Annotated in this window: 14 protein-coding genes; 10 read left to right on the top strand and 4 right to left on the bottom strand. The window is 66.8% G+C overall.

What is annotated here, in order from left to right; genetic code table 11:
• Positions 1-6 precede the first annotated feature (6 nt).
• The 10 genes from AC1DOP_RS25320 (at position 7) to AC1DOP_RS25275 (ending at position 11,910) form a co-directional block, all read left to right on the top strand.
• Positions 7-1,209, top strand: coding sequence for a phosphoglycerate kinase (locus AC1DOP_RS25320; RefSeq protein WP_442124287.1), 1,203 nt, complete (start codon positions 7-9; stop codon positions 1,207-1,209).
• Between the two features lie 56 nt (positions 1,210-1,265).
• Entirely contained in the window at positions 1,266-2,735 is a 1,470-nt protein-coding gene (gene pyk, locus AC1DOP_RS25315) for a pyruvate kinase (RefSeq protein ID WP_442124288.1), read from the top strand.
• Between the two features lie 179 nt (positions 2,736-2,914).
• The gene (fba, locus tag AC1DOP_RS25310) at positions 2,915-3,979 is read left to right on the top strand and encodes a class II fructose-bisphosphate aldolase (RefSeq protein ID WP_442124289.1); all 1,065 of its coding nucleotides are present in this window, start codon (positions 2,915-2,917) and stop codon (positions 3,977-3,979) included.
• Between the two features lie 231 nt (positions 3,980-4,210).
• Positions 4,211-5,107, top strand: a complete 897-nt coding sequence (locus AC1DOP_RS25305) for a phosphoribosylaminoimidazolesuccinocarboxamide synthase (protein ID WP_477254024.1) — start codon at positions 4,211-4,213, stop codon at positions 5,105-5,107.
• Position 5,108: 1 nt separating this feature from the next.
• Complete coding sequence (purE, locus tag AC1DOP_RS25300; protein WP_442124291.1) at positions 5,109-5,627, top strand: 5-(carboxyamino)imidazole ribonucleotide mutase; 519 nt, start codon at positions 5,109-5,111, stop codon at positions 5,625-5,627.
• A gap of 10 nt (positions 5,628-5,637) precedes the next feature.
• The gene (locus AC1DOP_RS25295; protein ID WP_442124292.1) at positions 5,638-6,846 is read left to right on the top strand and encodes a 5-(carboxyamino)imidazole ribonucleotide synthase; all 1,209 of its coding nucleotides are present in this window, start codon (positions 5,638-5,640) and stop codon (positions 6,844-6,846) included.
• Complete coding sequence (locus AC1DOP_RS25290) at positions 6,843-7,901, top strand: L-threonylcarbamoyladenylate synthase (protein ID WP_477254021.1); 1,059 nt, start codon at positions 6,843-6,845, stop codon at positions 7,899-7,901. The genes AC1DOP_RS25295 and AC1DOP_RS25290 overlap by 4 nt, the downstream gene beginning before the upstream one ends.
• 209 nt (positions 7,902-8,110) lie before the next feature.
• Positions 8,111-9,622 (top strand): alpha/beta hydrolase family protein, encoded by a 1,512-nt coding sequence (locus tag AC1DOP_RS25285; protein WP_477254019.1) that lies wholly within the window; start codon positions 8,111-8,113, stop codon positions 9,620-9,622.
• Between the two features lie 226 nt (positions 9,623-9,848).
• Complete coding sequence (locus AC1DOP_RS25280) at positions 9,849-11,201, top strand: SGNH/GDSL hydrolase family protein (protein WP_477254017.1); 1,353 nt, start codon at positions 9,849-9,851, stop codon at positions 11,199-11,201.
• Between the two features lie 28 nt (positions 11,202-11,229).
• Positions 11,230-11,910 carry an OmpW/AlkL family protein gene (locus tag AC1DOP_RS25275; protein ID WP_442124296.1) on the top strand — a complete coding sequence of 227 codons (681 nt, stop codon included), beginning with the start codon at positions 11,230-11,232 and terminating at the stop codon, positions 11,908-11,910.
• A 65-nt stretch (positions 11,911-11,975) separates the two neighbouring features.
• On the opposite strand, the gene AC1DOP_RS25270 is transcribed toward AC1DOP_RS25275, so the two are convergent.
• The 4 genes from AC1DOP_RS25270 to AC1DOP_RS25255 all read right to left on the bottom strand — a co-directional run.
• The gene (locus tag AC1DOP_RS25270; RefSeq protein ID WP_442124297.1) at positions 11,976-12,629 is read right to left on the bottom strand and encodes a hypothetical protein; all 654 of its coding nucleotides are present in this window, start codon (positions 12,627-12,629) and stop codon (positions 11,976-11,978) included.
• Positions 12,607-14,028 carry a cytochrome P450 gene (locus tag AC1DOP_RS25265; RefSeq protein WP_477254014.1) on the bottom strand — a complete coding sequence of 474 codons (1,422 nt, stop codon included), beginning with the start codon at positions 14,026-14,028 and terminating at the stop codon, positions 12,607-12,609. The genes AC1DOP_RS25270 and AC1DOP_RS25265 overlap by 23 nt, the downstream gene beginning before the upstream one ends.
• Complete coding sequence (locus AC1DOP_RS25260; protein WP_477254012.1) at positions 13,994-14,899, bottom strand: helix-turn-helix domain-containing protein; 906 nt, start codon at positions 14,897-14,899, stop codon at positions 13,994-13,996. The genes AC1DOP_RS25265 and AC1DOP_RS25260 overlap by 35 nt, the downstream gene beginning before the upstream one ends.
• Before the next feature lie 91 nt (positions 14,900-14,990).
• On the bottom strand, positions 14,991-15,434 hold a 444-nt coding region (locus AC1DOP_RS25255; RefSeq protein WP_477254010.1), incomplete at its 5' end, for an IS1595 family transposase.

Here is a 15,434-nt window from a genome sequence, read left to right as displayed (position 1 = left end):
GCTGACATGGCTGTCCTCAATTTCACCCGCTTGCAAGACCTGATCGACCAGGGCGCGCTGAAAGGTAAACGCGTCTTCATTCGCGCCGACCTGAACGTTCCCCAGGACGATGCCGGCAACATCACCGAAGATACCCGCGTGCGCGCTTCCGTGCCCGCGATCCGCGATGCCCTGCAGGCAGGCGCGGCCGTGATGGTGACTTCCCACCTGGGCCGACCGACCGAGGGTGAGTTCAAGCCGGAAGACAGCCTGGCGCCGGTCGCCAAACGCCTGTCCGAGCTGCTGGGCCAGCCGGTCGAGCTGAAGCAGAACTGGGTCGATGGCGTGGATGTTGCTCCAGGCCAGGTCGTGCTGCTGGAAAACTGCCGCGTCAACAAGGGCGAAAAGAAAAACGACGACGCGCTGGCCCAGAAGATGGCCAAGCTGTGCGACGTCTACGTCAACGACGCCTTCGGCACTGCCCACCGCGCCGAAGCGACCACCCACGGCATTGCGAAATTCGCGCCCGTGGTGGCCGCCGGCCCGCTGCTGGCCGCCGAACTGGATGCGCTCGGTAAAGCCCTGCACGCACCCCAGCGTCCGCTGCTGGCCATCGTCGCCGGCTCCAAGGTCTCGAGCAAGCTGACCATCCTGCAGAGCCTGGCCGACAAGGTCGACAACCTGATCGTCGGCGGCGGCATCGCCAACACTTTCATGAAGGCCGTCGGCCTGAACGTCGGCAAATCGCTGATGGAAGCCGACCTGGTGGGTGAAGCGAAGACCATCATCGACAAGATGGCCGCGCGCGGCGCCACCGTGCCGATCCCGGTGGACGTGGTGTGCGCGAAGGAGTTCTCGCCGACCGCCGCCGCCACCGTCAAGGACGTCAAGGACGTGGCCGACGACGACATGATCCTGGACATCGGCCCGAAGACGGCCGCTGCCCTGGCCCAGCAGATCGCCAAGGCCGGCACCATCGTCTGGAACGGCCCGGTCGGCGTGTTCGAGTTCGACCAGTTCGCCGAAGGCACGAAGACCCTGGCGACCGCCATCGCGCAGTCGAAGGGCTTCTCGATCGCCGGCGGCGGCGACACCCTGGCTGCCATCGCAAAATACAATATTGCCGACCAGATCGGCTACATCTCGACCGGCGGCGGCGCTTTCCTCGAGTTCCTCGAAGGGAAAACGCTTCCGGCAGTGGAGATCCTGCTGCAACGCAGCGCCAAGTAGAAGCTGAGTGAGACCCTAGCGCAGCCCAAGGCTGCGCTTTTCATTGAAGGATAACCATGTACCGTGGCACCAAGATCGTAGCAACCATCGGCCCTGCGTCGACCGATTTCGACATTCTCGTCAAGATGATCCGCGCCGGCGTCGACGTCGTACGCCTGAACTTCTCGCATGGCCGGGCGCAGGACCACATCGATCGCGCTGCCCTGGTACGCCGCGCCGCCGCCGAGTGCGGCCGCGAAGTGGCCATCATGGCCGACATGCAGGGTCCGAAGATCCGTGTCGGTAAATTCGAGCAAGGCAAGATTTTCCTGAACAATGGCGATCCTTTCATCCTGGACGCCAAATGGGGCGAGAACGGCGAGCTGGGCAACCAGGAGCGCGTCGGCCTCGACTACAAGGCCCTGCCGCGCGACGTCAAGCCGGGCGACAAGCTGCTGCTGAACGACGGCCTGATCGTGCTGGTGGTCGACAAGGTCGTCGGCAACGAGATCTACACCACGACCAAGGTCGGCGGCGAGCTGTCGAACAACAAGGGCATCAACCGCCAGGGCGGCGGCCTGACCGCGCCGGCCCTGACTTCGAAGGACATGGAAGACATCAAGACCGCGATGAGCTTCCAGGCCGACTACCTTGCCATCTCCTTCCCGAAGAGCGCCACCGACATGGAAATGGCGCGCCAGCTGGCCAACATCGCCGGCGAGCCTTTCGGCCACAAGCCGATGATGATTGCCAAGATCGAGCGCGCCGAAGCGATTCCGGTGCTGCAGGAAATCCTGGACGCCTCCGACGGCATCATGGTCGCCCGCGGCGACCTGGCGGTCGAAGTCGGCAACGCGGCCGTGCCGGCGCTGCAGAAGCGCATGATCCGCATGGCGCGCGAATCGAACAAGCTCGCGATCACCGCGACCCAGATGATGGAGTCGATGATCGTCAACGCCGTCCCGACCCGCGCCGAAGTGTCGGACGTGGCCAACGCCGTGCTGGACGGCACCGACGCCGTGATGACATCGGCCGAGACCGCATCGGGCAAGTATCCGGTCGAGACCGTCGAAATGATGTCGGCGATCTGCGTGGAAGCCGAGCAGTCCGAATACAACAAGCTGGAAGCCGACTTCCTGAACGTGCAGTTCACCCGCATCGACCAGTCGATCGCCTACGGCACCCTGTTCACCGCCCACCACCTGCGCGTGAAGGCGATCGTGGCGCTGACCGAATCGGGCTCGACCGCGCTGTGGATGTCGCGCCACTCGATCGACACCCCGATCTTCGCGCTGACCCCGTCGCAGACGACCCAGCGCAAGGCTTCGCTGTACCGCAACGTGCGTTCCTTCCACCTGATGCAGGAAGGCGGCAGCCACGCCGTGCTGCGCAAGGCCGAGGAACTCCTCATGCGCGAAGGCGTCGTACGCAAGGGCGACCTGATCGTTGTGACCTGGGGTTCGCCGATGGGGCAGGCCGGCGGCACCAATGCGCTCAAGATCGTGCGTGTTGGCGATGCTGAGAATTTTTTGAAGGAATCCTCGTAACACCCGTCGTTCCCGCGACCAACGTCGTTCCCGCGGAGGCGGGAACCCAAGTTTGCCAGCGTATCGACAGCTCGTGCAGAACTTGGGCCCCCGCCTTCGCGGGGGCGACGGTAGTGATTCGCGGAGCGATGCGCGGGCGAGGTTCCACACAGGTTTTTTTTATTGTTTGGAGCAAAACCATGGCACTCGTATCAATGCGTCAACTGCTGGACCACGCCGCCGAACACGGCTACGGCCTGCCGGCTTTTAACGTCAACAACCTGGAGCAGGTCCAGGCCATCATGGCCGCGGCCGATCAGACCGGCAGCCCGGTGATCATGCAGGCTTCGGCCGGCGCCCGCAAATATGCCGGCGAAGCCTTCCTGCGCCACCTGATCGACGCCGCCGTCGAGGCCTATCCGCACATCCCGGTCGTGATGCACCAGGACCACGGCCAGTCGCCGGCCGTGTGCATGGCCGCGATCCGTTCGGGCTTCACCTCCGTCATGATGGACGGCTCGCTGGAAGCCGACGGCAAGTCGGTCGCCTCCTATGAGTACAACGTCGAAGTCTCGAAGGAAGTCGTCAAGTTCGCGCACTCGATCGGCGTGACCGTCGAAGCCGAACTGGGCGTGCTCGGTTCGCTGGAAACCATGAAGGGCGACAAGGAAGACGGCCACGGCGCGGACCGCACCATGACCCGCGAAGAGCTGCTGACCGACGTCGCGCAAGCCGCCGACTTCGTCGCCAGGACCCAGTGCGACGCGCTGGCGATCGCGATCGGCACCTCGCACGGCGCCTACAAGTTCACCCGCAAGCCGACCGGCGACATCCTGGCCATCGACCGCATCAAGGAAATCCACGCCCGCATCCCGAATACCCACCTGGTGATGCACGGTTCGTCGTCGGTGCCGCAGGAACTGCTGGCGATCATCCGCGAATTCGGCGGCGACATGAAGGAAACCTATGGCGTGCCGGTCGAAGAGATCCAGGAAGGCATCAAGCACGGCGTCCGCAAGATCAACATCGACACCGACATCCGCCTGGCGATGACGGCCGCGATCCGCAAGTACCTGTTCGAGAATCCGTCGAAGTTCGACCCGCGCGACTACCTGAAGCCGGCCCGCGAAGCCGCCACCCAGATCTGCAAGGCCCGCTACATCTCCTTCGGCTGCGAAGGCATGGCTGCGAAGATCAAGCCGATTCCGCTCGAGAAGATGGCTGAGCGTTACAAGGCTGGCGAGTTGTCGCAGATCGTGCAGTAAGTAGCAGAACGCGCAGTAACAGCGAACCCGCTGCGCTAAAACGTCGCCCCCGCGCAGGCGGGGGCCCAAGTTTACGTGGCCGAGCTGCGAACTTGGGTTCCCGCCTGCGCGGGAACGACGGGATAGCGGGAATGACAGCCCGATGCGGCAGCGCGTCAAAAATGACGTAAAATGTCGCACTCCCCACCGGCGGATCCTCCGCCGGTTTCGCTTTATCAAGATACCCCTTCTATGAAAAGCCTCTACCAAGCCACTATTTCCTCCCTGCCACTGCTCGGCCGCGGCAAGGTCCGCGACAACTATGCCGTCGGCGACGACAAGATCCTGATCGTCACCACCGACCGCCTGTCCGCCTTCGACGTCGTGATGAACGAACCGATCCCGGGCAAGGGCATGGTGCTGAACCAGATGAGCGATTTCTGGTTCGAGAAACTCGGCCACATCGTGCCGAACCACCTGACCGGCGTGGCGCCGGAATCCGTGGTGGCGCCTGAGGAAGTGGATCAGGTCAAGGGGCGCGCCGTGGTCGCCAAGCGCCTGAAGCCGATCCTGGTCGAGGCCGTCGTGCGCGGCTACATCATCGGTTCCGGCTGGAAGGACTACCAGGCCAGCGGCGCCATCTGCGGCATCCAGCTCCCCAGCGGCCTGCGCCAGGCCGACAAGCTGCCCGAGCCGCTGTTCACCCCGGCCGCCAAGGCCGACCTGGGCGAGCACGACGAGAACATCAGCTTCGCCGACATGGAACAGCGCATCGGCAGCGAGCTGGCCAACAAGATCCGCGACGTCAGCATCCAGCTGTACAAGACCGCCGCCGACTACGCGGCCACGCGCGGCATCATCATCGCCGACACCAAGTTCGAATTCGGCCTCGACGACAACGGCGTGCTGCACCTGATGGACGAAGTCCTGACCGCCGATTCCTCGCGCTTCTGGCCGGCCGATTCCTATGCGCCGGACATGTCGCCGCCGTCCTTCGACAAGCAGTTCGTGCGCGACTACCTCGAAACTTTGACCGATTGGCAAAAAACCCCGCCGGCACCAAAGCTGCCGCAGGACGTCATCGAGAAGACCCAGGCCAAGTATTTCGAAGCCATCGAACGCCTGACCGGCGAGAAGCTGAAGGTCTGAGATGGCCGATCAGAATCAGAAACCGGCATTGAACCCCGTAGTTGGCGTGATCATGGGTTCCAATTCCGATTGGGACGTGATGCAGCATGCGGTCGCCATCCTCAAGCAGTTCGGCGTGCCGCATGAAGCCCAGGTGATCTCGGCCCACCGCATGCCGGACGAGATGTTCGCCTATGCGACCAGCGCGCGTGGCCGCGGCCTGCGCGCCATCATCGCCGGCGCCGGCGGCGCCGCCCACCTGCCGGGCATGGTGGCCGCCAAGACCATCGTGCCGGTGCTGGGCGTGCCGGTGCCCTCGCGCTACCTGCGCGGCGAGGACTCCCTGCTGTCGATCGTGCAGATGCCGAAAGGCGTGCCGGTGTCGACCTTCGCCATCGGCGAGGCCGGCGCCGCCAACGCGGCCCTGACCGCGGTCGCGATGCTGGCCTCCACCGATGACGCGCTGGCCGCGCAGCTGGAAGACTTCCGCGCGAAGCAGACCGCCGCCGCCAAGGCCATGACCCTTCCGCTTGAATCATAAGTGATGAGTGATGAGTGATCAGTCTGTGAAACCGTTTCTGCCCGCCGCCAACCCGTCCACCTGGCTGGGCGTGATGGGCGGCGGCCAGCTGGGACGCATGTTCGCCCAGGCGGCGCAAGCCATGGGCTACAAGGTGGCCGTGCTGGAACCGTCGGCCGATTGCCCGGCCGGGCAGGTGGCCGAGCATCTGGTCGAAGCCGCTTATACGGATGCCGCTGGCCTGGACGCGCTGGCCGCCCAATGCGCAGCGGTGACCACCGAATTCGAGAACGTGCCGGCCGACAGCCTCTCGCGGCTGGCGCAACAGGTCTTCGTGGCACCGAACGCCCATGGTGTGTCGGTGGCCCAGGACCGCATCGCCGAGAAGTCCTTCTTCGTGGCCTGCGCGGACAAATCCGGCGTGATGCCGGCGCCGCACAAGGTGATCACATCGGCGGAAGACGTCGACGCCATCGCCGCTGATGTTGCCGATGAGCTGCTGCCCGGCATCCTGAAAACGGTGCGCATGGGCTATGACGGCAAGGGCCAGGTGCGCGTGCGGTCGCGCGAGGACGTGCGCGCCGCATGGGAGTCCATGGGCAAGGTGACCTGCCTGCTGGAGAAGATGCTGCCGCTGGCCTACGAGGTATCGGTGCTGACCGCGCGCGGCCATGACGGCGCCTCGGTCGTGTATCCGATCGCCGAGAACGTGCACCGCGACGGCATCCTGTTCACCACCACCGTGCCGGGCCCGAACGTGTCGCCCGAGTGTGCGCGCAAGGCGCAGGATGCGGCGCGCGCGATCGTCGCCGAACTCGGTTACGTCGGCGTGCTGTGCATCGAGTTCTTCGTGCTGGCGGATGGTTCGCTGGTCGTCAACGAGATGGCGCCGCGTCCGCACAACAGCGGCCACTACACCATCGACGCCTGCGTGACCAGCCAGTTCGCGCAGCAGGTGAGGGCGATGGCGCGCCTGCCGCTGGGCGACGTGCGCCAGCATTCCCCCAGCGTGATGCTGAATATCCTGGGCGACGTCTGGTTCGACGGCGACAGCACGACGCCTCGCGAGCCGGCCTGGGACCGGGTGCTGGCCCTGCCGGGCGCCAACCTGCACCTGTACGGCAAGGACGATCCGCGCCGCGGCCGCAAGATGGGCCACGTGACCTTCGTCGCGCCGACCCTGCTTGAAGCGCAGCGCCAGTTCGAAGCCGCCTGCGCCATCCTGGGGATCGCGCCGTGAGTGAGCTTCAGCAGTCGGTGGGAGCCGGCCAGGCCGGGATCGACGCGGGCGCACGCGCGCTCGAAGCCGGCAAGCTGGTCGCCTTCCCGACCGAGACCGTGTACGGCCTGGGCGCCGACGCCGAGAATCCGGCGGCCGTCGCCGCCATCTATGCCGCCAAGGGCCGCCCGCAGGATCATCCGGTGATCGTCCACGTGGCGCCCGGCGCCGCCCTCGATTACTGGTGCGCCGACATTCCTTCCGAGGCGTATCAGCTGGCCGAGGCCTTCTGGCCCGGCCCGCTGACCATGATCCTCAAGCGCGCGCCGAACATTCCCGATGCCGTCTCCGGCGGCCAGGACACGGTCGGCATCCGCTGCCCATCGCACCCGGTGGCGATCCGCCTGCTGCAGGCCTTCAAGGGCGGCAGGGGAGGCGTGGCGGCGCCGTCGGCCAACAAGTTCGGCCACGTCAGTCCGACCACCGCCCAGCACGTGCGCGATGAATTCGGCAACGACGAACGCATTGCCGCGGTGCTGGACGGCGGCCAGAGCGAGGTCGGGATCGAATCGACCATCGTCGACCTGTCGCGCCTGCGGACCCATGGCCCGGTGCTGCTGCGCCCCGGCCACATCTCGGCCGAGGCCGTTGCCGCGGTGATCGACCGGCTGCCGGCCCGCCCGGACGCCCCCGGAGCAGACCCCGCGGCCCCGCGCGCATCCGGCACCCTCGAATCGCACTACGCGCCGCACACGCCGGTGGCGATGCAGGACACGGCCACCCTGGCCGCCACCCTGGAGCGCCTGCATGCCGCCGGCCGCAAGGTCGCGCTGATCCACTATTCTCCGCTGCCGCCGGTGCACGCCGAGACCGCCCTGCCGGCCACGCCGGACGGGTTCGCGCATGCCTTGTACGCGGCGCTGCGCGCGATGGACGGCGCCGGCGCCGACCTGATCCTGGTCGAGGCCCCGCCCCAGGATGGCGCCTGGCTGGGCGTCAACGACCGCCTGCGCCGCGCCGCGCACGGGTCGACCGGGATCGTGCACGGACTGATAAACAACACTACCGAGCTCTGATACAAACGAAGACTTCTCAAACGGGCATGTAGAAGGCATGCTTGTGGGAAATTGATTTATCCGTCGTCCCCGCGCAGGCGGGGACCCAAGTTCTGGGTGCGTTTCGATAGCGCCAGCAAACCTGGGGCCCCGCCTGCGCGGGGAGTCTTTTTTTTGCAGTGCAAAAAAAGACGTGTTTTACAGCCTCGTTTTGTCAGAAGGACATCCCCATGCGTTCGCTCCACACCCTGGGCCTCAGCCTCGGCCTGGGCATCCTGCTTGCCGCTTGCAGCGGCGGCACCACCACCGGCGGCACCCCGGCCGGCGTCGCCAATCCCGATCCGCTGCCCGCGCCCATCCGCGGCAGCCTGGTCGGCCAGGCTTCCTCGGTCGCCGTGAGTGTCGGCGGCGCCAGCCTGACCACCCTGTCGCCGTCGGTGCTGGCCGGCTTCCTGGAATCGGCCCAGACCGGCACCCTGGCGGTGGCCGGCCAGCCCCAGTGTTCGGTCTCGGTCTACCGCGTGCACTACAACACCATCGGCGGCGCCGGCGAGGCGACCGATGCCAGCGCGGCCATCTTCGTGCCTTCCGGCGGCGGCAACTCCTGCAGCAATTCGCGTCCGGTGCTGCTGTACGCCCACGGCACCTCGCTGCAGAAGTCCTATGACATGGCCGATATCGCCAACAACACGGAAGCGCGCCTGGCCGCCGCCGTGTTCGCGGCCCAGGGCTTCATCGTGGTGGCGCCCAACTACGCCGGCTATGGCGGCTCCTCGCTGGGCTATCACCCCTACCTCGACCGGGTGCAGGAATCGGCCGACATGATCGATGCCCTGCGCGCGGCGCGCAGCAGCTTCGGCGCCATCGGCGTGCGCGATTCCGGCAAGCTGATGGTCACCGGCTATTCGCAGGGCGGCTTCGTGGCGCTGGCCACCCAGCGCGCGATGCAGGAACTTGGCAACGCCGAGTTCACGCTCACCGCCGCGGCCGGCATGTCGGGGCCGTATGCGATCGCCCGTTTCGGCGACGACCTGTTCGGCGGCGCGCCGCGCGATGGCGCGACCGTGATCGTGCCGACCATCATCAACGCGGCCCAGCACGCCAGCGCGGCGATCTACCGCACGCCCGCCGAGGTCTACGAGGCGCAGTACACCGCCACCATCGTCGACCTGGTGCCGGGCACCCTGGGCAGCAGCGAGCTGGTCAGCCAGGGCAAGCTGCCCGCGACGGCGCTGTTCGCGGCCGACTCGATGCCACAGGCGGCGGGCTCTACCCAGTATTTTGGCGCCAACAACCTGGTCCGCAGCGATTACCGCGCCGCCTACCTGGCGGACATGGCGGCCCACCCCTGCGACCAGAGCGCGGCCGCGCCCCTGGGCTGCGCGCCCGCACACAATCTGCGCAGATGGCTGGTAAGGAACGACCTGCGCAGCTACCTGCCGGTTGCGCCGACCCTGCTGTGCGGCGGTCATGACGACCCGACCGTGCCGTACTTCAACACGACCGCGACGGCCGCCTATTTCCGTGCCCGCGGCGCGGCCATTACCGAGCTCGACATCGACGACACGCCCAGCCTGAACGACCCCTACCGTTCGGCCAAGGCCGGCTTCGTGACGGCCAGGACCATCCTGCGCGCCGCGAACGGCGACGCCGCCGTCGCGTCCAGCTATCACGCCGGCCTGGTCGCTCCTTTCTGCATGGCGGCGACCCGCGATTATTTCCAGTCGGTACTGTCTCGCTAAGGCTTGATTCGAATACACTTCTTTACATAGGACAAGCCCGGTGGCGTTGCTATAATCGCCAGCGCCCACCGGCTTCATCAGCACACTGTTGTAAATATTGTTGTCGAGAAACGGCCTCAAAGCCTTTTCCGCTATACAACTAGTGCGAACACTGGCATATTAGTTGGGATACGAATAGCACGGGCGTTCGTTTCAAAAGCAAAGAAAAACTCATCTAGGAGACACAATGCGTAAGACCTCTTTCGCGCTCGCGCTGCTGACCGCGGCCGTTCTGACCGCCTGCGGTGGTAACGGCCCTCGCGGCGGCGACCAGACGCCCAAGACCAAATTCAGCAACCAGATCACCTTCGGCGACAGCCTTTCCGACGTCGGCACCTATGCCGTCGGCGGCGTGGCAGCGCTGGGCGGCGGCCAGTACACGATCAACGGCAACAACACCTCGGTCAGCCCTGAACTGACCGGCAAGAACTACACCCAACTGATGGCAGCCCAGCTCGGCCTGCCGGTCCCGTGCGCGGCCCAGACCGGCCTGCAGGGCACCGCATCCGCAGGCTTCTCGGTGCCGGTCACCGACCATCCGGAATGCTTCAACTACGCCCAGGGCGGCGCCCGTGTGACCAACCCGATCGGCCCGGGCAACAAGGCGCTCGACAAGCCGGGCGCGATCTCGCTGGGCCAGATGACCGTGCCGGTCGTCACCCAGATCGCCAACCACCTGAAGAAGGTCGGCGGCAAGTTCAAGGGCGATGAACTGGTCATCGTCATGGCAGGCGGCAACGACGTGCTGGAACAGCTCGGCGAACTGTCGGCCGGCGCCACCGCCGCCGGCGGCCAGGCCCTGGCGCAGAGCCTGGTGGCCCAGCTGGCTCCGGGCACCGCCAACCCGGCCACCGGCGCCGCCGCGATCGGCGCAGCGATCCAGGCCGAAGCCGCCAAGGGCAGCGCCGCCCCGGCCATCATCACGGCCGCGATCACCGCCGCCGCCCAGAACGGCAACACCGCCGCCCTCGCCAACGCCACCGCCATCGGCACCAAGGCAGGCGCCGACGCGCAAGCCGCCGGCCTGGCGTACTCGGCCGCCCACGGCCCGGACCTGGTCAAGGCCCTGGGTACCGCCGGCGCCGAACTGGGCGCACTGGTCAAGACCCAGATCGTGGCCAACGGCGCAGGCTATGTGGTCGTGAACAATCTGCCGGACGTGTCGATCTCGCCGTCGGCGAAGGCGCAGTCGGCCGATACCCAGAAGCTGATCCAGGCCATGGTTGCCGCCTTCAACGACCAGCTGAAAGCTGCCGTCGGCGGTGACGCCAAGGTGCTGTACGTCGACCTGGCCGCCATCAGCCGTGACCAGTCCGTCAATCCGACGCCCTATGGCCTGACCAACACCTCGACCCCGGCCTGCGACCTGAGCGCCGCCAAGAATCCGCTGGGCTCCTCCCTGGTCTGCAACAAGAACAATCTGATCGCTGGCGACGTCAGCCACTACATGTTCGCCGACTCCGTGCACCCGACCCCGTTCGAGTACTCGCTGATCGCGCGCTATGTGCTGGAGCAGATGGCCGTCAAGGGCTGGCTGTAATTTTCACGGATAAGAACAAGGAAAACTCATGAATGCACGTATCAATTTCGTGAAACTGCTGGTGGCCGCGGGCGCGCTGGCCGCCGCGACCGGTGCTTCGGCGCAGTCGGCGGGCCAGTTCACCGTGTCGGTGGGCGCCAACATGCTGAAGCCTCACGTGACCAGCGGCGCGATCTCGGCGCCGGCACTGCCGAACTCGCTGGGCGACGTCAGCAAGGACACCCAGCCGGTGGCCGTCATCACCTACGGCCTGACCGACAACATCTCGGTCGAGACCGCGATCGGCACCCCGTACAAGCACAAGCTGTACGGCGCCGGCTCCATCACCGGCACCGGCCAGCTGGGCACCGTCGAGGCCCTGCCGGCGATCGCCCTGCTGCAATACCGCTTCTTCTCGCCGAACGCGATGATTCGTCCCTTCGTCGGCCTGGGCGTGACCTATGCGATGTTCCAGAAGGAAACCGGCTCGTTCGCGATGACCGCCCTGACCAACCCGGGCGGCGGCACCGCGACCACCTTCCGCATCGATAACAAGTGGACCTATTCGGGTCAGGTCGGCCTGCAGTTCAACATCAACGAAAAGTGGTTCGCCAACGCGGCCTTCATCAAGACCAAGCTGAACACCGATGTGCATTTCTCGACGAATCAGGAGCAGCACATGAAGCTGGATCCGGACTCGTACATCCTGTCGGTCGGCTACAAGTTCTAAGCCGCTTGTTCCCGGGCTGAACCGCTCTTGAAAACCCCGCTTCGGCGGGGTTTTTTCTTGCTCGTTCATGAAAAGGTGGCGCGGTAGGCGGGCGGCAGGCCGATGGGGTAGAACATGCCGCTGAAGGCCGCCACGATCAGGACCGCCAGCACGGCTCCCAGCGCGATCGTTCCCCACGCGGCGCGCTCGCGCACGGCCGGCGTCATCGGAGCCGGCAGGCGGCGCCGCAGCGCGCAGGCCAGGTGGACGAACAGGGCCGCCACCGCCAGGCCGTAGTAGGGCACGAAGAACAGCGGCCAGGGGCGGATCTGCAGGCCGGCCGCGGCAAAGTAGAAGTTCGTGTCCAGGCCGAGCACGGCGCGTCCGGACAGCACCGACACCACGTGCACCAGCAGGAAGAAGGCCAGGTAGGCGCCCGACCACGCCTGCAGGCGCTCGAAGAGCGGGCGGCGCGGCGCTCCGCCGCGTGCGCGGCGCACGAGCATCCACAGCCCCGATCCTGCCTGGACGGCGACGCCGAGCAGCAGCAGCGCCTCCATCGCCGGCACGCGGCTCACCAGCCGCACCGCCCGCATGAAGGCGATGTGCGCGCCGATGCCGCGCAGCGCGGCGAGGTGGTTCGCCAGGTGCACCAGCACGTAGGCGGCAACAAGAGCGGCCGCGATCCGGTGCAGCCTGCGCGGCAGTTCCGCCGGCCTATGCATGGAAGGGGCAGGCATGAAGGGCCTCCTTTGCCGGCGGGACAGCCGCGGCGGGCGGGCGCGGCGTCAGCACCAGCCGCAGTCCGCCGGCGGGACGCAGGGTCACCTGCATGCGCGGCTCGGGCACCGCCTGGCCGGGCGCCGGCGCGAGCGTGAAGCGCTGCACAAGCATCGCCAGGGCCAGCGCCATTTCCATCGAGGCGAAACCGTTGCCGATGCAGACCCGCGGCCCGGCGCCGAAGGGGATGTAGGCGCCACGCGGCAGCTCGCGCGTGGCTTGCGCGTCGAAGCGTGCCGGATCGAAGCGCTCCGCCTCCGGGAACCAGCGCGCATCGCCCTGGGCGACGAAGAAGGGGATCGTCACCAGGCTGCCCTTCGGCACCAGCCAGTCGCCGATCCGCACGTCCTCGATCGCACGGCGCATCAGCACCCCGGGAACGGGCGGATAGCGGCGCAGGGTTTCCTTGACCAGGGCCGCCAGCAGGGGCAGCCGCGCCAGGTCGGCCATCGCCGGCACCCGCGGACCGAGCACCGTGTCGACTTCGTGAGCCACGCGCGCAGCCAGCGGCGGATCGGCGGCCAGTGCCCACGCTGCCCAGGCCAGCGCGGTGGCGGTGGTCTCGTGGCCGGCCAGGAAGATCGTCATCAGCTGGTCGCGGATCTCGTCTTCAAGCAGCGGTGCGCCGCTTGTCTCGTCGCGCGCCGCCAGCAGCATGCCGAGCAGGTCGTCGTCCCTGCCGGCGCCGGCGCCGCCGCGGCGTGCGCGGATGTGCGAACGCACCAGGCCGTCCAGCAGGCGCAGTTCCTTGCGCTTGCGCGCCTGGCGCGGCAGCGGCGCCCAGGCCGGCATCGCGAAAGGCAGGAACATCTCGGCATAGCCGATCGCCGCCAGCGTGCGGATCGCCTGTTCGATGCGCGCCGTGTCCTGTTCCACCCTGCTGCCGAACATCGTGCGCAGGATGATGTCCATGGCCAGCATGTTCATCGTGTGCTCGGCATCGACCGCGGCGCCGTCGTCGGCTTGCAGCTTGTCGAAGGCGTCGGCCGCCGCCGCCGTCACCTGGATGGCGTAGGCATCGAAGCGCTTCGGGCTGAAGGCCGGCAGCAGGGTGCGGCGCTGGCGCTGCCAGGTCTCGCCCTCGGTGATCATCACGCTCCTGCCGTGCAGCTGGCGCATGACCTTGATGTGCTGCTTGTAGCGGATGAAGGAACGCGCCTTGTCGACCAGCGCTTCGCGCACCTGGTCCGGGTGCATGAAGGCATAGTGGTGCAGCCAGCCGTGGCGCATGTAGACCGTGTCGCCGTAGCGGTGCCGGGCCTGGCGCCAGAAGCCGAGGTAGTCGTCTTCCATGTCGGCCAGCAGGCCCAGGCCGAAGGCGCGGTCACGCGGACCGGGCGGCCGGGATTGCTTCCTCATCTGCATACTCATCGGCAAACTCCAGTCGGTAGACCCAATCGGCTTCTTCGTGCGCGACGTCGCGCGCCAGCTGGGCGGGGCTGCGGCCGGTCTGCGCCTTGCATTCGCGCGCCATGTGCGACTGGTCCGCGTAGTCGCATTCCTGGGCATGGCTGGCGAGGTCCAGCGGCTGGCCGGCAAAGTAGCGCCGCTGGGCGCTCAGGAAACTGCGCTCGCCGCGGCGCAGGCGGTTCAGGGTCTGCAGGTTCGTTCCCAGCTCGCGCAGGGCCAGGCGCTGCAGCTGGCGCGGCCCGATCCCGAGCACGCTGCTGGCCATCCCCAGCGTGATGCGGCTGCCCATGCGGCGGATGCGCAGCCAGGCCGGCAGCTTGTGGTGCCGGGTGTGCTCGACGATGCAGCGCTCGACCAGGGCCTGGCGGGCCGCCGTCGAGGCGGCGGCGAACACGGTGTCGGCCAGTTCGCGGCCGCGCGCGGGGAGTACTTCGTGCGCCGGGAAGAACCTGTCCTGCAGCGGCGCCAGGTCGATGCCGAACAGGGCCTGAAAGGCGTCCGGATAGAACATCGCCATGAAGGCCCAGGGATCGCCGCGGTTGCGCGAGACGACCGGATGGGTCTGGCAACCGCTGAGCACGCAGCCGGACATCAGCTGACCCTGCTGCCCGCCGCCATTCGACAGCAGCTCGGCCTCGCCCTCCAGGAACCAGGTCATCACGCAGTGGGCGCTGGCGGGAAAGCGGTTCAGCAGCTGCTCGCCCTGCAACGCGCTGCCGCGGGTATCGCGCAGGATAAAGCCGCGCACGAAAGGCGACACTTCCACCGAAGGCTGGTACAGGCGCGCAATGGGCAATCGCAGGGAGGACGGAGCATTCATGATCGGTATTGTGCAATTGTTATTGATGGCAATATAGAACGATCACGACATGGCGTGGGCAGTTTGCAGGCGTAAAAAGGCGCTGTCTGCATTAAGTGTTGAATCTGCCCAGCGCCGCTCTCAAAAAGGCATCTGGACTGGCAATGCGCTGCCCATCCAGCGCCCAGCGCCAGCCGAAGTAGTGGTCCAGGTAACGGCTGGCGACGCCGCGGAACGGCAGCAGCCAGGTGCGCATCCGGCTGTGATAGGCGTTGACGTTTTGGATGTGCAGCGCACCGCGCTTTCTTTCGCCGGCGCTCGCGTTGATAGCCTCATGTGAAATCCCGACCTCCCGCGCGAATGCCGGGTAGGCCGCATGGCTATCGGTCACCAGCAGCACGTCGGGTGCCAGGCGCGGCCCCAGGTGTTGCACCAGCTGCCGCTTGCTCACGCTGCCCTTGCCGGTCACGGCGTCGATGGTCTGGCCGCTGCGATCGCGYGCCACCAGGATGCACACTTGTTCATTCGAGATCCCGCGCTTTGTCGCCTTGCCGCC

The organism is Massilia sp. 01N410 (assembly GCF_056399665.1).
Note: the sequence above shows the minus strand (reverse complement) of the source record. Positions and strands in the feature narration are given on the sequence as shown.